This is a genomic window from Methylobacterium sp. J-059, from assembly GCF_022829485.1.
Classification (GTDB): Bacteria; Pseudomonadota; Alphaproteobacteria; order Rhizobiales; family Beijerinckiaceae; genus Methylobacterium.
The window spans coordinates 55,580-74,672 of the sequence record NZ_JAKSYA010000063.1 but is presented as its reverse complement, the minus strand read 5'-3'; the positions used below and the strand labels follow the sequence as shown (position 1 = coordinate 74,672).

General features: G+C 70.0%; 14 protein-coding genes and 1 pseudogene. All 15 read left to right on the top strand.

Annotated features, from left to right (window positions below; genetic code table 11):
- Positions 1 to 92: 92 nt before the first annotated feature.
- The 15 genes and pseudogenes from carB to MKK55_RS07010 all read left to right on the top strand — a co-directional run bounded on the left by carB (position 93) and on the right by MKK55_RS07010 (position 19,035).
- Positions 93 to 3,566, top strand: a complete 3,474-nt coding sequence (carB, locus tag MKK55_RS07080) for a carbamoyl-phosphate synthase large subunit (protein ID WP_243933917.1) — start codon at positions 93 to 95, stop codon at positions 3,564 to 3,566.
- A gap of 131 nt (positions 3,567 to 3,697) precedes the next feature.
- A complete protein-coding gene (greA, locus tag MKK55_RS07075) occupies positions 3,698 to 4,174 on the top strand; it encodes a transcription elongation factor GreA (RefSeq protein WP_187274882.1) in 477 nt (158 codons plus the stop codon).
- A gap of 9 nt (positions 4,175 to 4,183) precedes the next feature.
- A complete protein-coding gene (locus tag MKK55_RS07070; RefSeq protein WP_243933915.1) occupies positions 4,184 to 4,735 on the top strand; it encodes a hypothetical protein in 552 nt (183 codons plus the stop codon).
- Position 4,736: 1 nt separating this feature from the next.
- Positions 4,737 to 5,774 (top strand): mitochondrial fission ELM1 family protein, encoded by a 1,038-nt coding sequence (locus tag MKK55_RS07065; RefSeq protein ID WP_243933913.1) that lies wholly within the window; start codon positions 4,737 to 4,739, stop codon positions 5,772 to 5,774.
- Positions 5,775 to 5,795: 21 nt separating this feature from the next.
- Positions 5,796 to 6,773 carry a thioredoxin-disulfide reductase gene (gene trxB, locus MKK55_RS07060; RefSeq protein WP_243933912.1) on the top strand — a complete coding sequence of 326 codons (978 nt, stop codon included), beginning with the start codon at positions 5,796 to 5,798 and terminating at the stop codon, positions 6,771 to 6,773.
- Between the two features lie 288 nt (positions 6,774 to 7,061).
- Positions 7,062 to 7,952, top strand: coding sequence for a LysR family transcriptional regulator (locus tag MKK55_RS07055; RefSeq protein WP_147727817.1), 891 nt, complete (start codon positions 7,062 to 7,064; stop codon positions 7,950 to 7,952).
- Between the two features lie 290 nt (positions 7,953 to 8,242).
- Positions 8,243 to 9,667: a cytochrome ubiquinol oxidase subunit I gene (locus tag MKK55_RS07050; RefSeq protein WP_243933910.1), complete on the top strand. Its 1,425-nt coding sequence runs from the start codon at positions 8,243 to 8,245 to the stop codon at positions 9,665 to 9,667.
- A gap of 5 nt (positions 9,668 to 9,672) precedes the next feature.
- A pseudogene (gene cydB, locus MKK55_RS07045) lies at positions 9,673 to 10,680 on the top strand (cytochrome d ubiquinol oxidase subunit II).
- 8 nt (positions 10,681 to 10,688) lie between these two features.
- Positions 10,689 to 10,796, top strand: coding sequence for a DUF2474 domain-containing protein (locus tag MKK55_RS07040; protein ID WP_243933908.1), 108 nt, complete (start codon positions 10,689 to 10,691; stop codon positions 10,794 to 10,796).
- Positions 10,797 to 10,802: 6 nt separating this feature from the next.
- Entirely contained in the window at positions 10,803 to 11,375 is a 573-nt protein-coding gene (locus MKK55_RS07035; protein WP_243933905.1) for a GbsR/MarR family transcriptional regulator, read from the top strand.
- 258 nt (positions 11,376 to 11,633) lie between these two features.
- Complete coding sequence (locus tag MKK55_RS07030) at positions 11,634 to 12,911, top strand: glycosyltransferase family 4 protein (protein WP_243933904.1); 1,278 nt, start codon at positions 11,634 to 11,636, stop codon at positions 12,909 to 12,911.
- A 100-nt stretch (positions 12,912 to 13,011) separates the two neighbouring features.
- Positions 13,012 to 13,332 carry a rhodanese-like domain-containing protein gene (locus tag MKK55_RS07025; RefSeq protein WP_147841424.1) on the top strand — a complete coding sequence of 107 codons (321 nt, stop codon included), beginning with the start codon at positions 13,012 to 13,014 and terminating at the stop codon, positions 13,330 to 13,332.
- 118 nt (positions 13,333 to 13,450) lie between these two features.
- The gene (locus MKK55_RS07020) at positions 13,451 to 14,584 is read left to right on the top strand and encodes an efflux RND transporter periplasmic adaptor subunit (protein WP_147728428.1); all 1,134 of its coding nucleotides are present in this window, start codon (positions 13,451 to 13,453) and stop codon (positions 14,582 to 14,584) included.
- 110 nt (positions 14,585 to 14,694) lie between these two features.
- The gene (locus tag MKK55_RS07015) at positions 14,695 to 17,904 is read left to right on the top strand and encodes an efflux RND transporter permease subunit (protein ID WP_243933903.1); all 3,210 of its coding nucleotides are present in this window, start codon (positions 14,695 to 14,697) and stop codon (positions 17,902 to 17,904) included.
- A gap of 120 nt (positions 17,905 to 18,024) precedes the next feature.
- Entirely contained in the window at positions 18,025 to 19,035 is a 1,011-nt protein-coding gene (locus tag MKK55_RS07010) for an SDR family oxidoreductase (RefSeq protein ID WP_243933901.1), read from the top strand.
- Positions 19,036 to 19,093: the final 58 nt, after the last annotated feature.

Genomic DNA, 19,093 nt, shown 5'->3' with positions numbered 1-19,093 from the left:
CTCAACGACAATCCCGCCGCCTGCGCCCATCCGCGCCGCCCCGAGAGCCGGGCTGCGCGGTCGGGCACGCGTGAGCGCATCCAAGGCGTCCGATGCCGAAGCGCACCGATATCTCCTCGATCCTCATCGTCGGTGCGGGGCCGATCATCATCGGGCAGGCCTGCGAGTTCGACTATTCCGGCACCCAGGCCTGCAAGGCGCTCCGCGAGGAGGGCTACCGGATCGTGCTGGTCAACTCGAACCCGGCCACCATCATGACCGACCCGGACATGGCGGATGCGACCTACGTCGAGCCGATCACCCCGGAGATCGTCGCCAAGATCATCGAGAAGGAGCGGCCGGACGCGATCCTGCCGACCATGGGCGGCCAGACCGCGCTGAACTGCGCGCTCTCGCTCCAGCGCATGGGCGTGCTGGAGAAGTACGGCGTGCAGATGATCGGCGCGACGGCCGAGGCCATCGACAAGGCCGAGGACCGCCATCTCTTCCGCGACGCGATGACCAAGATCGGCCTCGAGACGCCGAAATCGGAGCTCGCCAACGCCTCGGTGCCGAAGAAGGCCGACCGCGACAGGCGCCTCGCCGAGATCGCCCGCATCGAGGCGCGGTGGCCTGCGGGTGTGGACCGGGACGCGGCGGTCGCCGCCTTCGAGAAGACCTGGCATGCGGGCGAGGGCGACCGGCGCAAGCGCTACATCGAGCACGCGCTGGGCCAGGCCCTGATCGCGCTCGCCGAGGTCGGCCTGCCGGCGATCATCCGGCCGTCCTTCACCATGGGCGGCACCGGCGGCGGCATCGCCTACAACCGCGAGGAATTCCTCGACATCGTCGAGCGCGGCATCGACGCGTCGCCGACCAACGAGGTGCTGATCGAGGAATCGGTGCTCGGCTGGAAGGAGTACGAGATGGAGGTCGTCCGCGACAAGGCGGACAACTGCATCATCGTCTGCTCGATCGAGAACATCGACCCGATGGGCGTCCACACCGGCGATTCCATCACCGTCGCGCCGGCGCTGACGCTGACCGACAAGGAATACCAGGTGATGCGCGACGCATCCCTCGCGGTGCTGCGCGAGATCGGCGTCGAGACCGGCGGCTCGAACGTGCAGTTCGCCATCGACCCGGCCACCGGCCGGATGATCGTCATCGAGATGAACCCGCGCGTGTCGCGCTCCTCGGCGCTGGCGTCGAAGGCCACCGGCTTCCCGATCGCCAAGGTCGCGGCCAAGCTGGCCGTCGGCTACACCCTCGACGAGATCGCCAACGACATCACCGGCGGCGCGACCCCGGCCTCGTTCGAGCCGACGATCGACTACGTCGTCACCAAGATCCCCCGCTTCGCGTTCGAGAAGTTCCCCGGCGCCGAGCCGACGCTGACCACCGCAATGAAGTCGGTCGGCGAGGCGATGGCGATCGGTCGGTGCTTCGCCGAATCGCTGCAGAAGGCCCTGCGCTCCCTCGAGACCGGGCTCACCGGCCTCGACGAGATCGAGATCGAGGGGCTCGGCAAGGGCGACGACCACAACGCGATCAAGGCGGCGATCGGCACGCCGACGCCGGACCGGCTGCTCAACGTCGCGCAGGCGTTGCGCCTCGGGGTGAGCCATGCCGAGGTCCACGCCTCGTGCAAGATCGACCCGTGGTTCCTGGAGCAGCTGCAGGGCATCATCGACCTGGAGAACCGGGTCAAGGCGCACGGCCTGCCGGCGACGCCGGGCGCGTTCCGCCAGCTCAAGGCCGCGGGCTTCTCCGACGCGCGCCTGGCCGTCCTCGCCGGAACCGACGAGCCGTCGGTGCGCGAGGCGCGCCGCGCGCTGAAGGTGCGGCCGGTGTTCAAGCGGATCGACACCTGCGCCGCCGAGTTCAAGGCGCCGACCGCCTACATGTACTCGACCTACGTCGCCCCCTTCGCCGGCACGGTCGCCGACGAGGCCCAGCCGACCGCGGCCAGGAAGGTCATCATCCTCGGCGGCGGCCCGAACCGGATCGGCCAGGGCATCGAGTTCGACTATTGCTGCTGCCACGCCTGCTACGCGCTGTCGGAGGCGGGCTACGAGACCATCATGGTCAACTGCAACCCGGAGACGGTCTCGACCGATTACGACACCTCCGACCGGCTCTACTTCGAGCCGCTGACGCAGGAGGACGTGCTCGAGATCATCGAGACCGAGCGGCAGAACGGCACCCTGCACGGGGTCATCGTCCAGTTCGGCGGCCAGACGCCGCTGAAGCTCGCCCGCGCGCTCGAAGCCGCCGGCGTGCCGATCCTCGGCACCTCGCCGGACGCGATCGATCTCGCCGAGGACCGCGACCAGTTCAAGCGTCTCCTCGACAAGCTCGGGATGAAGCAGCCCAAGAACGGCATCGCCTACTCGGTCGAGCAGGGCCGGATGGTCGCGGCCGACCTCGGCCTGCCCTTCGTGGTGCGCCCGAGCTACGTGCTCGGCGGCCGCGCCATGGCGATCATCCGCGACGAGACCCAGTTCGCCGACTACCTGCTCGACACCCTGCCGAGCCTGATCCCGTCCGAGGTCAAGTCGCGCTACCCCAACGACAAGACCGGCCAGATCAACACGGTGCTCGGCAAGAACCCGCTGCTGTTCGACCGCTACCTGTCGGATGCGGTCGAGATCGACGTCGACGCGGTCTGCGACGGCACCGACGTGTTCATCGCCGGGATCATGGAGCACATCGAGGAGGCCGGCATCCATTCCGGCGACTCGGCCTGCTCGCTGCCCTCGCGCTCGCTCTCGCCCGAGATCATCGCCGAGCTGGAGCGCCAGACCAAGGCGATGGCGCTGGCGCTGAAGGTCGGCGGCCTGATGAACGTGCAGTACGCGATCAAGGACGGCACGATCTACGTGCTGGAGGTGAACCCGCGCGCGTCCCGCACGGTGCCGTTCGTCGCCAAGGTGATCGGCGAGCCGATCGCCAAGATCGCCGCCCGGGTCATGGCTGGCGAGGCCCTGGCCGCGTTCGGGCTGAAGAAGAAGGTCCTCAACCACATCGCGGTGAAGGAGGCGGTGTTCCCGTTCGCGCGCTTCCCCGGCGTCGACGTGCTCCTCGGGCCGGAGATGCGCTCCACCGGCGAGGTCATCGGGCTCGATGCCGGCTTCGGCGTCGCCTTCGCCAAGAGCCAGCTCGGCTCGGGCACCAAGGTGCCGCGCTCGGGGACGGTGTTCGTCTCGGTGCGGGACGGCGACAAGGCACGCATCCTGCCCTCGATCCGGCTGCTGGCCGGGCTCGGCTTCGCGATCGTGGCGACCGGCGGCACCCAGCGCTACCTCGTCGAGAACGGCGTCGCCTGCGACCGGGTGAACAAGGTGCTCGAAGGCCGGCCGCACGTGGTCGACTCGATCAAGAACGGGGACATCCAGCTCGTCCTGAACACCACCGAGGGGGCCGGCGCGCTGTCGGACTCGCGCTCGCTCCGCCGGGCGGCCCTCTTGCATAAGGTGCCGTACTACACCACTCTGGCCGGAGCGATGGCGGCGGCCGAGGGCATTCAGGCCTATCTCGAAGGTGACCTTCGGGTCCGCGCCCTGCAGGAATACTTCGCAGCCTGAAGCCGGGCGGCGATACGACGTTTCTGACCGATCGCGGACCCTGCGCTCGGACAGGTTTTGGAATCTGGCCCGGAGGGCGCGGCATCCCCGCGTCCGGCCGGGCCTCTTCATTGTGGCGCGAGACGATGGCGATAGACAAGGTTCCGATCACGGTGCGTGGCTTCGCAGCCATGGAGGAGGAGCTGAAGCACCGCCAGCAGGTGGAGCGCCCGCGCATCGTCGCGGCGATCTCCGAGGCGCGCGCGCATGGCGACCTCTCCGAGAACGCCGAGTATCACGCCGCCAAGGAGGCGCAGTCCCACAACGAAGGCCGCGTGCTCGAGCTGGAGAGCCTGATCGCGCGCGCCGAGATCATCGACGTCACCAAGCTTTCGGGCGACAAGATCAAGTTCGGCGCGACCGTGAAGCTCGTCGACGACGATACCGAGGAAGAGAAGACCTACCAGATCGTCGGCGAGCCCGAGGCCGACGTGCATTCGGGCCGGGTCTCGATCACCTCGCCGATCGCGCGGGCGCTGATCGGCAAGGGCGTCGGCGATTCCGTCGAGGTGACGACGCCCGGCGGCGGCAAGTCCTACGAGGTCGTCGGCATCCGGTACGGGGGCTGACCGGTGCGGATGGCGCGACGCTGGATCGCCGGGCTGCTGGCCCTCCCGGCTCTGGCCGCACCGGCCGTGACCGCCCTGGCCGTGACCGCTTCGGCCGTCGCCGCCCCGGCCTCGGCCGGCGATTTCCCGAGCCTGCGGGGCGACCGCTTCTCCGACGTCCGCGTCGACGTGCGCCCGCTCGTGGCGCTCGGCGCCGGGGCAGAGGCCGAGGCGCTGCGCGCCGACCTGACCGCGGCCCTGCGCAGCCGCTTCGCGGCCCGCCTCGGCGGCCGCGGCCCGAGCCTCGTGGTCCTGGTCCGCGGCTTCTCGCTGCGGCCCTACGCCGGTGGCAACAACAGCGGCCGCTCCGGCTTCGGGGGCGGCTCGCAGAACGACTACCTCGACGGCGAGGCGCTGCTGGTCGCCCGCGACGGCGCGATCCTCGGGCGCCACCCGCAGCTCACCGCCACCCCGTCGAGCTTCGGCGGGGCGTGGTACGATCCGCAATCCGAGCGCCGCCGCGTGACCGCCATCGCCGACATCTACGCCGACTGGCTCGTCCGCAACCTGCCCGTCGACTGACGTGATCCCCCCCTCCGAGACGCACGCCGCCCCGGCGCTTTCCGGCGCCCGCGCCTGGATCGTCACCGACGGCAAGGCCGGCGACGAGAACCAGTGCGTCGGCATCGCCGAGACCCTTCGCCTGTCCTACGAGATCCGCCGGGTGCCGTCGCGCGGCCCGTTCGGCTGGACGGCGCCGTGGGGGCCGATCGACCCGCGCCAGGGCCCGTATCGCAGCCGCGGCGCGCTGGCCGGGCCCTATCCCGACATCCTGATCGCCTCCGGGCGGCGCGCGGTGCCTTATCTCCGCGCGATGCGCCGGGCCGCGCCGGGACGCACCTTCACCGCCTTCCTGAAGGACCCGCGCACCGGGCACGACAGCGCCGACTTCATCTGGGTGCCCGACTACGACGACCTGCGCGGCCCCAACGTCTTCACCACGCTGACCGCGCCGCACCTCGTCACCGCCGAGCGGATCGCGGCCGCCCGCGCGCGGCCGGACCCCCGGCTGACGGCGCTCGACGGGCCGCGGGTCGCGGTGCTGATCGGCGGGGACAGCCGACACCTGAGCTATCGCGCCCTCGACATGCAGCGCCTGGTCGACGACCTGCGCAAGCTCGCCGGGTCGGGCTGCCGGCTGATGGTCACCGTCTCGCGCCGCACGCCGGACCCCCTGCGCGACGCGATCCGCACGCTCGTCTCGGAGACCGGCGGCTTCCTCTGGGACGGCGGCGGCGACAACCCCTACGTGGCGATGCTGGCGCTGGCCGACGCGGTGGTGGTCACCTCCGATTCGGCGAACATGGTCAGCGAGGCGGTGTCCACCGGCGCGCCGGTGCTGCTGTTCGACCTGCCGCGTACCTATATCCGCCACCGGCGGATGTTCGCGGGGCTGGCGATGGCCGGCGCCTTGCGGCCGTTTACCGGGCGGTTGGAGCCGCTGGCCTACAAGCCGATCAACGCCACGCCGGTGATCGCCCAGGCGCTCGCCGACGGCTACGCCGCCTTCCGGGCGGCACAGGGCGGTCTGCCGGCCGGCCGGCACGCCGCCGAGGCTTAGAGCGAGGGATTCGAGGACGTCATGGCCCACACCCATTCCAGGCTGATCATCGTCGGTTCGGGGCCGGCCGGTTACACGGCCGCGATCTACGCGGCCCGTGCCATGGTGCAGCCGCTGCTGATCTCGGGCTTCCAGCCCGGCGGCCAGCTGATGATCACCACCGACGTCGAGAACTATCCGGGCTTCGCCGAGGCGATCCAGGGGCCGTGGCTGATGGAGCAGATGCGGTTCCAGGCCGAGCATGTCGGTACCACGATCCTGTCGGAGTACATCACCAAGGTCGACCTCAAGGTGCGCCCGTTCCGGCTCGAGGCCGATTCCGGCGAGACCTATTCCTGCGACGCGCTGATCATCGCCACCGGCGCCCAGGCGAAGTGGCTCGGCCTGCCGTCGGAGGCCAAGTTCCAGGGCGGGGGCGTCTCGGCCTGCGCCACCTGCGACGGCTTCTTCTTCCGCGGCAAGCCGGTGGCGGTGGTCGGCGGCGGCAACACCGCCGTCGAGGAGGCCCTGTACCTCGCCAACCTCGCCTCGAAGGTCACGGTGATCCACCGCCGGGACAGCTTCCGCGCCGAGCGCATCCTGCAGGAGCGCCTGTTCAAGCATCCGAACGTCGAGGTGCTGTGGAACCGCGAGATCGACGAGATCTGCGGCACCACCACGCCCGCACCGTCGGTTTCGCACCTGCGCCTCAAGGACACCCGCACCGGCGAGGCCAGCGCGGTGCCGGTCGACGGCGTGTTCGTCGCGATCGGCCACAAGCCGGCGACCGAGGTGTTCGAGGGCCAGCTCGCGATGCGCCACGGCGGCTACCTCAGCGTCCGCCCCGGCACCGCCGAGACCGAGATTCCCGGCGTGTTCGCGGCCGGCGACGTCACCGACGACGTCTACCGCCAGGCGATCACCGCGGCCGGCATGGGCTGCATGGCTGCGCTGGAAGCGGAGAAGTACCTCGCCAACCTCGACATCGGCGAGAGCCCGCGACAGGCCGCCGCCGAGTAAGCGCGAGCTCGTCCACCGGCCCGAATCCCCGTTCGGGCGGGTGAGGACTGCGCGGTTCGGCCCCGCGCCGAGGATCTGTCAACATTTTCTTTTTGCGGCGCCTTGCGCGCGACCATGCTCAGGACGCATGAGTGGCGGGCGTCGCGACGAGGCCGGGCCCGTTCGACCGCAGCCGGGTCCGATGCGTCGCAGCGGGTCCGGGAAACGCCTGCGTCGGTCGACGGCGCGGGTGGCCGGAATGGGGCGCGCGTGCCTCGGCGTCGTCTGGGTGCGTGAGGGAGTCTCGCCGTGGATTGGGACAAGATCCGGATCTTCCTCAACGTCGCGGAAGCCGGCAGCTTCACCCGTGCCGGCGACGACATCGGCCTGAGCCAATCCGCGGTGAGCCGCCAGATCAGCGCCCTGGAGCGCGAGCTGAAGGCGCCGCTGTTCCACCGCCACGCCCGCGGCCTGATCCTGACCGAGCAGGGCGACCTTCTGTTCCGCGCCGCGCGCGACATGAAGCTCCGGCTGGAGAACACCCGCGCCCGCCTCGTCGAGACCAGCGAGCGGCCGTCGGGCGACCTCAAGGTGACCACCACCGTGGGGCTGGGCACCGCGTGGCTCGCCCAGCGCGTCGCCGAATTCCTCGACCTCTACCCGGACGTGCGGATCGAGCTGATCCTGACCAACGAGGAGCTCGACCTCGCCATGCGCGAGGCCGACGTTGCGATCCGCATGCGCCGGCCGGCCCAGCCCGACCTGATCCAGCGCCGGCTGTTCACGGTGCACTACCACGCCTTCGCCAGCCAGGATTACGTCAAGCGCTTCGGCGAGCCCAAGACCGTCGAGGACCTCGACGAGCACCGCCTCGTCTCCTTCGGCGGCAACGAGCCGTCCTACCTGCTGGCGGCGCACTGGCTCGCCAATGTCGGCCGCGAGGGCCGCGAGCGCCGCCCGGTCGCCTTCACCGTCAACAACATCGGCGCGCTGCAGCGGGCGATGGAGACCGGCGCCGGCATCGGCATCCTGCCGGACTACGCGGTCGACGGCGACGACCACCTCGTCCAGGTGCTGCGCGACAGCGAGATGCCGACGCTGGAGAGCTATCTCGTCTATGCCGAGGAGATGCGCACGGTCGCCCGCGTCCAGGCGTTCCGCGACTTCCTCGTCTCAAAGGCGCAGCGCTGGACGTACTGAAGCGCTGGCCGCCACCGCCCTTCCGAGGCGGCTCGGCGGCGCCCGTCGTCGAACGGGCTCCGAAGCGACCCTCGAAGCCAGCCGGATTGGCCGAGGCCGGCGGGTCGGGGCTTCGTCATCGGATCGCGGGGTCGGCGATGGCGCGTACCTCCGGCGCCCGCCTGCAGGCCCGTGGTCCCGGCGGCATCCGCCGATGCGACATCCGACCTGTCCTTGTGCGTCGTATAGGCTTGCATTCTTATCGTCATTTCGGTAATTCCTGAAATGACGAGATCGACGAGGCCGCGGGCATGTCTCTCCTATCCGAGATCGACGCGCTGACGCTTGCGCGGGCGCAGTTCGGGTTCACCGTCGCCTTCCACATCGTCTTCCCGGCCTTCTCGATCGGGCTGGCGAGCTACCTCGCGGTGCTCGAAGGTCTGTGGCTGGCGACCAGCCGCGAGGTGTTCATCAATCTCTTCCACTACTGGCTCAAGATCTTCGCCATCGCTTTCGCGATGGGCGTCGTCTCCGGCCTGGTGATGAGCTATCAGTTCGGCACCAACTGGTCGGTCTATTCCGACAGGACCGGGCCGGTGCTCGGGCCGTTGATGGCCTACGAGGTCATGGCGGCCTTCTTCCTGGAGGCCGGCTTTCTCGGCGTGATGCTGTTCGGCATGAAGAAGGACGGCCGCGGCCTGCACATGCTGGCGACCCTGATGGTGGCGGTCGGCACCGGCTTCTCGGCATTCTGGATCGTATCCGTCAATTCCTGGATGCAGACGCCGGCCGGGTACGGCACGAATGCGCAAGATCAGTTCGTGCCCCTCGATTGGTGGGCGATCGTCTTCAACCCGTCGTTCCCGTATCGGCTCGTGCACATGGTGCTGGCCGCCTACCTGACGACGGCGCTCGTGGTCGGCGGCGTGGGTGCCTGGCACCTGCTGCGGGACCGCGCCAATGCGGGCGCCCGCACCATGTTCTCCATGGCGATGTGGATGCTGGCCTGCGTCGCGCCGCTCCAGATCCTCGCGGGCGATGCCCACGGCCTGAACACGCTCGCGCATCAACCGGCCAAGGTCATGGCGATGGAGGGCCACTTCCGGGGTCATCCGGACGGGGCTCCGCTCATCCTGTTCGGCCTGCCGGACCAGGACGCGGCGACCGTCCGCTACGCGCTGGAGGTGCCCAAGCTCTCGTCGCTGATCCTGAAGCATTCGCTCGACGCCGCCCTCGACGGGCTCGACAGCGTCCCGCGCGCGAATTGGCCGCCGGTGCCGATTGTGTTCTGGTCGTTCCGCATCATGGTCGGGCTCGGCGTCGCGATGCTGGGCGTCGGCCTGTGGAGCCTGTGGGCGCGGTGGCGCGGGCGCCTCTACGAGACGACCTGGCTGCACCGCGTCGCGGTGACGATGGGGCCCGCGGGCTTCGTGGCGGTGCTGGCCGGCTGGATCACGACGGAGGTGGGCCGCCAGCCCTTCACGGTCTACGGCCTGCTGCGCACCGCGCAATCCGCGTCTCCGCTGCAGGTGCCGGCCGTCGCGAGCTCGCTGCTCGCCTTCGTCGTGATCTACCTTTCGGTCTTCGGCATGGGGATCCTCTACATCCTGCGGCTGATGGCGCATGCGCCCCATCGCGGCGAGGAAGGCCCCGAGGTCGGCCTGCCGATCCGCGCCGCCGGCCTCACGCCCGCGCCCGCCGTCGATCCCGATCGCCATCTGCAGCCGGCGGAGTAGGAGCCATGGACGCCGCCTTCGATCTCTCGACGGTCTGGGCCTTCGTGATCGCGTTCGCGGTCTTCGCCTACGTGGTGATGGACGGCTTCGATCTCGGCGTCGGGCTGCTGTTTCCCAGCCTCCGGGCCGGGGAGGAACGCAACGTCGCCATGAACTCGATCGCGCCCGTCTGGGATGGCAACGAGACGTAGCTGGTGCTCGGCGGCGGCGGCCTCTTCGCCGCGTTCCCGCTCGCCTACGCGATCATCCTGCCCGCCCTCTACGCACCGATCGTCGCCATGCTGCTGGGCCTGGTCTTCCGAGGCGTGGCGTTCGAATTCCGCTGGCGCGATCCCCGCCATCGCGCCTTCTGGGACGTCGCCTTCGCGGGCGGCTCGCTGGTCGCCGCCCTGGCGCAGGGCATCGCCCTGGGCGCTCTCCTCCAGGGCATCGCCGTCACCGGGCGCGGCTACGGCGGCGGGCGGTGGGACTGGCTGACGCCGTTCAGCCTGTTCACCGGGATCAGCCTCGTGCTGGGCTACGCGCTCTTGGGCGCCACGTGGCTCGTGATGCGGACCGAGGGAACGACGCGCGAACTCGGCCGACGCATGGCGCTCCGGTTCGGGATCGCCACCATCGCCTGCATCACGGCCGTGAGCGCGGCGACCCCGCTGCTCGACGCCGCCTTCGCCGCCCGCTGGTTCGCCTGGCCGAACGTGTTGCTGACGGCTCAGGTGCCCTTGCTGGTCGTGCTCGGCAGCGTCCTGTTCTTCTGGACGCACATGCGCGGGGCCGAGCGGGCGCCGTTCCTGCTGGCGCTCGGGCTGTTCGGCCTGTCGTATGTCGGTCTGGGAATCAGCATCTATCCCGACATCGTCCCCGGCCGGGTGACGATCTGGGAGGCGGCCTCGCCGAGATCCTCGCAGATCTTCATGCTGGTCGGCGCGGGCGTCCTCATCCCGGTCATCCTAGCCTACACCGCCTACGCGTACTGGGTCTTCCGGGGCAAGGTCGGCGCGGACGGCTACCATTGAGCGGGCTGATGCCGCGTTGGGCCGGCCGGCTCGGCTGGTTCGTGGCCCTCTGGATCGGCGGGGTCGTCGTCGGCGGCGGGATCGCCTTCGTGCTGCGCCTCTGGCTCAAGGCATAGCGGGCGATGCAGCTTCCTCCCCTCGTGCAAGCCTTCGTGCTGCATTTCGGCGAGATGGGCTCCCGCTGGGGCATCAATCGCACGGTCGGCCAGATCTACGCGCTGCTGTTCGTGTCGCCGCAGGGGCTCAATGCCGAGGAGATCGTGGACAAGCTCGGCCTGTCCCGCTCGAACGTGAGCATGGGGCTCAAGGAGCTGCAGGCCTGGAGCCTCGTCCGCCTGCAGCACAGGCCCGGCGACCGCCGCGACTACTTCTCGACCCCGGAGGACATCTGGCAGATCGTCCGGACCCTGGTGGAGGAGCGCAAGAAGCGCGAGATCGACCCGACGCTGACGCTGCTGCGCGAACTGCTGATGGAGGCGGCGAGCGATGACGACGAACGCTACGCCCAGCAACGCCTGACCGAGATGCGCGATCTCTTCGAGTTGTTCGCCGGCTGGTACGGCGACGTGCGCCGCCTCGACACGCAACGCCTCGTGCAGCTTCTGACGCTCGGGGCCCAGGTGCAGAAGGTGCTGGAGATGAAGGAGCGTTTCCTGCCGGGACGGACGGCACGAGGAAAGGCGTCGATCGGCTGACGGCTGCCCGGAGCCGGGCGCGCAACCCGGCGGTCGGTACGTCGCGTGCCGCGAGAGCCTTCATCCGTCGCCGGCGGCGGGCGGCGGGCGCCCCCGGCGCAGGCTCCCGTTCCTCGTCGTCCGGCTTGCGATATGCCGACCGCGACCGGTTCCCGATCGGCCAACGGTTCGAACCCGAGGCATCGCACCGGCTGGCCCTCCGCGCCTCGGCCCGGTAACACCCGGCCGGCCCGCATGGGGGCCGCAATCCGGAGCATCATGTCGACACGGCCGATCGCCTTCGACCTCACCCGCCTCGTCACCCGCCTGCGCCATGCGAGCCCGTCCGGGATCGACCGGGTCGACCTCGCCTATGCCCGCCACGTGCTCGACGGCGCCGGCGCGCGCTTCGGGCTGGTCTCCACCGGCCTCGGGCCGCGCATCCTCGAGCGGGACCACGCGTCCCGCATCGTCGACGCGGTCGCGGACGGCTGGACCGAGGACGTGGTGGCCGAATCCGATCCGGTCTACCGCCGCCTCGAGGCACGGCTCACCGGCCGCCCGGCGGAGGCCGTCGCCGGGCGCGACCAGCGGTCCGGCACGATCCGCCGACGGCGCATCCAGGCCGAGACCGTGTTTGGGATCCTGCGCGCCGCACCGATCTCGGCCCTGCCGGAGGGCAGCCTCTACCTGCACACCTCGCACCTGCGCCTCGACAAGCCGGAGCGCTTCGACTGGCTCTACACCCGCACCGACGTGCGGCCGGCGTTCTTCGTCCACGACCTGATCCCGATCACCCATCCCGAATACGGCCGCCCCGGCGAGGCCGAGCGCCACCGCCAGCGCCTGCGGACCATCGGCCGGCACGCAGCCGCCATCGTCGTGAATTCCGCCGATACCGGCGAGCGGACGCTGGCGCACCTCGCCGCCGACGGGTTCGGGCGTCCGCCGCTCGCGGTCGGCCATCTCGGCGTCGAGCCGGCCTTCGGGCGCGACGGCCCGCGCTTCGTCCCCGACCGGCCGACCTTCCTCGTCTGCGGCACGATCGAGCCGCGCAAGAACCATCTGCTGCTGCTCCATCTCTGGCGGGAGCTCGCCGAGCGCCACGGCCCGACCACGCCCCGGCTCGTGCTGGTCGGGCGCCGCGGCTGGGAGGCCGAGAACGTCGTTGACCTGCTGGAGCGCTGCGAGGCGATCCGCCCGCACGTCGTCGAGGTCTCCGGGCTCTCGACCCACGGCCTCGCCGCGCTCACGCGGAGCTGCACGGCGCTGCTGATGCCGTCCTTCACCGAAGGCTACGGCATCCCGATCGTGGAGGCGGCGGCGTCCGGCGTGCCGGTGGTCGCCTCCGGAATTCCGGTCCACCGCGAGATCGCCGAGGGCTTCGCAGCCTTCCTCGACCCCCTCGACGGCCTCGGCTGGGGGCGGGCGGTCGAGGATCTGAGCCGGCCGGGCTCCGGGCTTCGCCAGACGCTGGCCCAGCGTCTCGACGGCTACGCCGCGCCGACCTGGGCGGCGCATTTCGAGCAGGCCGACGCGCTGCTCGATGCGCTCTGATCCGCAGCGCGCCTTCGGCGGCGTGTTGCACCGCGGACGGCTGACGAATAAGGAAAAGCGTCAGCCCGCGCGGCCGGCCTCTCTCCCAGGGAATCGTTCGATGCGTGTTGTCGACCTCGACCGCGATGCGATCAAGCAGGGTCTCGCCGACGGGTCGATGCTGGTGATCGACGTGCGCGAGCCGCACGAATACGAGAACGGCCACATCCCCGGAGCGGTGATGCACCCGCTTTCGAGCTTCGATCCGGCGGCGGTGGCCGCTCTGATCGAGGCGGACGGGCGCCGCGCGGTCTTCTCCTGCGGCTCCGGCGTGCGCTCGGTCCACGCGCTCAACGCGATGCAGCAGACCGGGCTCGGCCTCACGGAACACTACAAGGGCGGCTATCGCGACTGGTCGTCGGCCGGTGAAGCGATTGAGTAGACCCGTCGAAGCACGGCCGCATGCGCGTCGCCCGGTCGGTCGCGGCGAAGCCATGTGCGGTGTCGCACAACCTGTGCGCGCTGCGGGGAATAGGTGGCGGGCTGCTGGGGAACCATCCATGTACAAGCGTCGGCTCGCAAGCCTCATCGTGATCGCCGCGGCGCTCGCCGCGCCGCAGGCCCGTGCCCAGGCGCCGGGCGGCCCGCCGCCGAAGGTGACGGTCGCCAAGCCCGTGGTCCGCGAGATCATCGAGCAGGACCAGTATACCGGCCGCTTCGACCCGATCGAGTTCGTCGAGGTCCGCGCGCGGGTGACGGGCTACCTCGAGAAGATCAACTTCACGGACGGCGCCACGGTGAAGAAGGGCGACGTGCTCTTCGTTATCGACCGGCGGCCCTACAAGGCGGCCCTGGAGCAGGCGCAGGCCTCGCTGACCTCGGCCAAGGCCCGCCTCTCGTTCTCGCAGACCGACCTAGAGCGCGCGCAGACCCTGTCGAAGGGCGGCAACATCTCCGAGCAGGTCACCGACCAGCGCCGCCAGGCCTCGCAGACCGCGCAGGCCGACGTCGACAGCGCCGAGGCGGCGCTCCGCAACGCCCAGTTGAACTTCGACTTCTCGGAAGTGAAGTCGCCGATCAACGGGCGGATCAGCCAGCGCCTCGTGACCGAGGGCAACATCGTCATCACCGACCAGACGATGCTGACCACGATCGTCTCGCTCGATCCGATCTACTTCTCCTTCACCGTCGACGAGAAGTCTTTCCTGAAGTACCAGGGCTCGCTCGGCATCGGCATGGGCCAGACCCAGCGCGGCAAGGGCGTCCCGATCCTGATCGCCCTGTCGGGCGAGGCCAAGCCGACCCGCAAGGGCACCCTCGACTTCGTCGACAACCGCGTCGACAACTCCACCGGCACGATCCTCCTGCGCGCCACGGTCGAGAACGCCGACGGCTTCATCAAGCCGGGCCTGTTCGGCATCGTCTCGATGCCCGCGACGAAGCCGTTCCAGGGCGTCATGATCCCGGACGAGGCGGTCGCCGCCAACCAGGACAAGCGCATCGTCTACCTCGTCGGCGAGGACGGGACGGTGACGGCCAAGGACGTGAAGCTCGGCCCCAAGGTCGACGGCTACCGCGTGATCCGCGACGGCCTGAAGGGCGACGAGACCATCGTGGTCAACGGCACCTCCCGCGTGCGCCCCGGCGCCAAGGTCTCGCCGGAATCGATCACGCTGCCGCCGAGCAAGACCTGAGGCCGTCCGCGGTCTCGAGCGTACGAGCGGCACCGGTCCCGACCGGTGCGGCGCCATCGACGACGCCGGTCGCCGGCTCCGCGAGGGGCGGCGACCCAGAGGTTTGACCGATGCGTTTTGCCCACTTCTTCGTCGATCGGCCGATCTTCGCGTCGGTCACGTCGATCATCTTCCTGCTCCTCGGCTTCGTCGCCTACGAGAGCTTGCCGGTCTCGCAATATCCCGAGATCGTCCCGCCCACGGTCACCGTGCGCGCGAGCTTCCCCGGCGCCAACGCCGAGACGGTGGCCGCGACGATCGCGACGCCGATCGAGCAGGAGGTGAACGGCGTCGACAACATGCTCTACATGACGTCGCTGTCGACCAACGACGGCAACATGCTGCTGACCGTCACCTTCAAGGTCGGCACCAACCTCGATATCGCCAACGTTCTGGTGCAGAACCGGCTCTCGGTGGCGCAGCCGCGCCTGCCGCCGGACGTGCGCAACCTCGGCGTCACCGTGCGCAAGGCCTCGCCCGACCTGATGCTGGTCGTGCACCTGCTCTCGCCGAACAAGACCTACGACCAGAACTACCTGGCCAACTACATCTACCTGAACATCCGTGACGAGATGCTGCGCCTGGACGGCGTCGGCGACATCACGATCTTCGGCGGCAACGAGTACGCCGAGCGCATCTGGCTCGACCCGAACAAGCTCGCCGCCTACGGGCTCTCCACCACCGACGTGACCACGGCGCTGCAGGAGCAGAACGTGCAGGTCGCCGCCGGCGCGCTCAACGCGCCGCCCGCCCAGACCGGCGAGGCGTTCCAGCTCGTGGTGCAGTCGCAGGGGCGCTTCCAGACGCCGGAGGAGTTCGCCGACGTCATCGTCAAGGCGACCAACGGCCGCCTGGTGCGCGTGAAGGACGTCGCCCGCACCGAGATGGGCCAGAAGGACTACACCACCAACTCCTTCCTGAACGCGACGCCGGCGGTGGGCATCGGCGCATTCCAGCGCCCGGGCACCAACGCGCTCGACGCGGCGGCCTCCGTCAAGAAGGTGATGGAGAACCTGAAGAAGAACTTCCCGCCCGACGTCGAGTACCGCATCGCCTACAACCCGACCGAGTTCATCGAGGAGTCGATCCAGGAGGTCTACAAGACCCTGTTCGAGGCCGTCGGCCTCGTGGTGATCGTGATCCTGGTGTTCCTCCAGAGCTGGCGCACGGCGCTGATCCCGGTGATCGCGATCCCCGTCTCGCTCGTCGGCACCTTCGCGGCGATGTCGGCCTTCGGGTTCTCGCTGAACAACCTCACCCTGTTCGGGCTGGTGCTCGCCATCGGCATCGTCGTCGACGACGCGATCGTCGTGGTCGAGAACGTCGAGCGCAACATGGAGGAGGGGCTGTCGCCGGGCGAGGCTGCGCACAAGACCATGGACGAGGTCGGCTCGGCCGTCGTCGCCATCGCGCTCGTGCTGGCCGCGGTGTTCATCCCGACCGCCTTCATCCCCGGCATTTCGGGCCAGTTCTACAAGCAGTTCGCGCTGACGATCGCCGCCTCGACGATTATCTCCGCCTTCAACTCGCTGACCCTGTCGCCGGCACTCTGCAAGCTGCTCCTGGTGCCCCACCCCGCCCGCAAGCAGCCGAAGTTCTTCCTTACGCGGTTCATCGCCTGGCTCGCCGACCTGTTCAACCGCGGCTTCGAGGCGCTCTCGAACGGCTACGCCCGGGTCGTCGGCCTGCTCACCGGCTACAGCGTCGGCATCGTCGCCGTGATGGTGTTCTACGGCTTCGTCATCTTCGGCACGATCCACCTCGTGCAGACGACGCCGACGGGCTTCATCCCCGACCAGGACCAGGGCTACCTCATCGGCGTGGTCCAGCTGCCGGCCGGCGCCTCGCTCGACCGCACCACCGAGACGGTGAACCGGGCGGCGGCGGAAGCGCGCAAGATCGACGGCGTGACCAACACCGTCATCATCGCCGGCTTCGACGGCGCAACCTTCACCAACACCACCAACTCCGGCGTGATGTTCATCACGCTGGCCGGCGCCAAGGAGCGCGCCACCCACGGGCGCAGCGCGGCGGTGATCACCGGCGAGGTGCTGAAGGCCACCGCCAACATCCAGGAGGCGCGGGTCATCGTCATCCCGCCGCCGCCGGTGCGCGGCCTCGGCAACGGCGGCGGCTTCAAGATGCAGGTCGAGAGCCGGCAATCCTCGGAGACCGGGCCGCTGCTGGCCGCCGCCGGCGAGCTGATCGGCCAGGCCAACCAGAGCAGCGACGTGCAGCGGGTGTTCACCACCTTCGGCAACGACACGCCGCAGCTCTACCTCGACATCGACCGCACGATCGCGCGGATGCTGAACGTGCCGCTGGCCAACGTCTTCGCCTCGGTGCAGGCGGACCTGGGCGGCGCCTACGTCAACGACTTCAACACGCTCGGCCGCATCTACCAGGTGCGCCTGCAATCCGATGCCGCCTACCGGACCTCGCAGCAGGACATCTCGCAGATCAAGGTCCGCTCCTCCACCGGCGCGCTGGTGCCGCTGGGGACCCTGGCCTCGCTGCGCACCGTCGCCGGCCCGCAGATCGTGCAGCGGTTCAACCTGTACTACTCGGTGCCGGTGCAGGGCGTGGCCAAGCCCGGCGTCTCGACCGGCCAGGCGCTCACCGCCATGGAGGAGATCGCCGCCAAGGCGCTGCCCGAGGGCTACGCCTACGACTGGACCGAGATCGCCTACCAGCAGAAGGCCACCGGCAACACGGCGGTCTACGTGTTCGCGCTGGGCATCCTGCTGGTGTTCCTGGTGCTCGCCGCGCAGTACGAGAGCTGGGCGCTGCCGATCTCGATCCTGATGGTGGTGCCGACCGGGGTGCTGGCCGCCTTGTTCGGCGTGCAGCTGCGCGGGCAGGACAACAACATCCTGACCCAGATCGGCCTGATCGTGCTGATCGGTCTCGCGGCGAAGAACGCCATCCTGATCGTCGAGTTCGCCCACGACATCGAGGAGGCGGAGCACAAGGGCCCCGTCGCCGCCGCGATCCAGGCCTGCCGCCTGCGCCTGCGCCCGATCCTGATGACCGCCTTCGCCTTCATCCTCGGCGTGCTGCCGCTGGTGATCGCCACCGGCCCCGGCGCCGAGATGCGCCAGGCGCTGGGCACCGCGGTGTTCTTCGGGATGATCGGCGCGACCTTCTTCGGCCTGTTCCTGACGCCGGTCTTCTACGTGATGATCCGGAACATCGTGATCTGGGTGGGCAAGAAGCGCGGCAAGACCACCGACGACGGCCACGGCGGCGCCCCGGCGCACGCGGCGCCCGCGCATACCTGATCCGGCCCGACGCCGGCGACCTTCGCGGCCCGCAGGGCGTGTCCATTGGGCACGGCCTGCGGGCCGCAACCGTTTGCGCCGCAACCGCTTGTCGCTGCGGTACGTCGGGGGAAGTCGCGCATGGCACGGGTCGCAGTCGTCACAGGGGGCACCGCCGGGATCGGCCTGGCCACCGCCCACCTGTTCGCGTCCCGCGGCTGGTCGGTGGCGGTGATCGCCCGCGACGAGGCCCGGCTGCGCGCGACCGCCGCCGCCCTCGCGGCTTACGGCCGCCCGGTGCTGACGATCTCGGCCGACGTGTCGGATGCCGAGGCGGTCGACGCCGCCGCCGCCCGGATCGAAGCCGAGCTCGGGCCGGTCCGCGCCTGGGTCAACAACGCGATGTCGACGGTGGTGAGCCGGGCCGACCGGATCACGCCGGCCGAGTACCGCCGCGTCACCGAGACGACCTATCTCAGCCAGGTCTACGGCACGCTCGCCGCCCTGCGCTTCATGAAGCCGCGCGACCGCGGGGCGATCATCCAGGTCTCGTCCGGGCTGGGCTACCGCGCTGCGGCGCTGCAGGCGCCGTACTGCGCGGCCAAGTTCGCCGTCTCGGGCTTTACCGATTCGCTGCGCTGCGAGCTGATCCACGACAAGTCCGCGGTCTCGCTCAGCGTGATCTACCTGCCGGCGGTCAACACCCCGCAATACCGCTGGACCCGCAACCGGACCGGCCGCGACCAGAATGCGCCGGACCCGGTCTACGATTCGCGCCTGTGCGCCGAGGCCATCGTCTACGCCGCCGAGCATCCGCGCCGCGAGGTCTGGGTCGGCCGCAGCACGGTGATGATGGCGGCGGCCCAGGCCCTGGTCCCGGGCTATGCCGACCGGAAGGCCGCCGAGATGTGGCCCAAGCAGATGGCCGACGAGGACCTGCCGTACCGGGCCGGCAACCTCGACGCCCCGGTGCCGGGCGACGTCGGCATCGACGGGCGCTTCGGCGCCCGGACCAAGCGCACCCGCTCCGCGTTCTGGACCAGCCGGGAGCGCGACCTGCTCATGGCGGGCCTGGCCGGAATCGCCCTGGCGGGGCTCGCGAGCGCCGCGGCGGTGGCGCGTTCCCCGCGGCGGCTGCTGCCGCGGCCCTGACGGGCTCCCGTTCCGGCGGGGCGCCTGATAGGAACCCCGCACCATCCCCACTGCCACG

Coding starts and splice junctions, on each gene's coding strand:
- carB (WP_243933917.1), top strand. CDS start 93: ATGCCGAAGCGCACCGATATCTCCTCGATCCTCATCGTCGGTGCGGGG.
- MKK55_RS07070 (WP_243933915.1), top strand. CDS start 4,184: ATGGCGCGACGCTGGATCGCCGGGCTGCTGGCCCTCCCGGCTCTGGCC.
- trxB (WP_243933912.1), top strand. CDS start 5,796: ATGGCCCACACCCATTCCAGGCTGATCATCGTCGGTTCGGGGCCGGCC.
- MKK55_RS07050 (WP_243933910.1), top strand. CDS start 8,243: ATGTCTCTCCTATCCGAGATCGACGCGCTGACGCTTGCGCGGGCGCAG.
- MKK55_RS07040 (WP_243933908.1), top strand. CDS start 10,689: ATGCCGCGTTGGGCCGGCCGGCTCGGCTGGTTCGTGGCCCTCTGGATC.
- MKK55_RS07035 (WP_243933905.1), top strand. CDS start 10,803: ATGCAGCTTCCTCCCCTCGTGCAAGCCTTCGTGCTGCATTTCGGCGAG.
- MKK55_RS07030 (WP_243933904.1), top strand. CDS start 11,634: ATGTCGACACGGCCGATCGCCTTCGACCTCACCCGCCTCGTCACCCGC.
- MKK55_RS07025 (WP_147841424.1), top strand. CDS start 13,012: ATGCGTGTTGTCGACCTCGACCGCGATGCGATCAAGCAGGGTCTCGCC.
- MKK55_RS07020 (WP_147728428.1), top strand. CDS start 13,451: ATGTACAAGCGTCGGCTCGCAAGCCTCATCGTGATCGCCGCGGCGCTC.
- MKK55_RS07015 (WP_243933903.1), top strand. CDS start 14,695: ATGCGTTTTGCCCACTTCTTCGTCGATCGGCCGATCTTCGCGTCGGTC.
- MKK55_RS07010 (WP_243933901.1), top strand. CDS start 18,025: ATGGCACGGGTCGCAGTCGTCACAGGGGGCACCGCCGGGATCGGCCTG.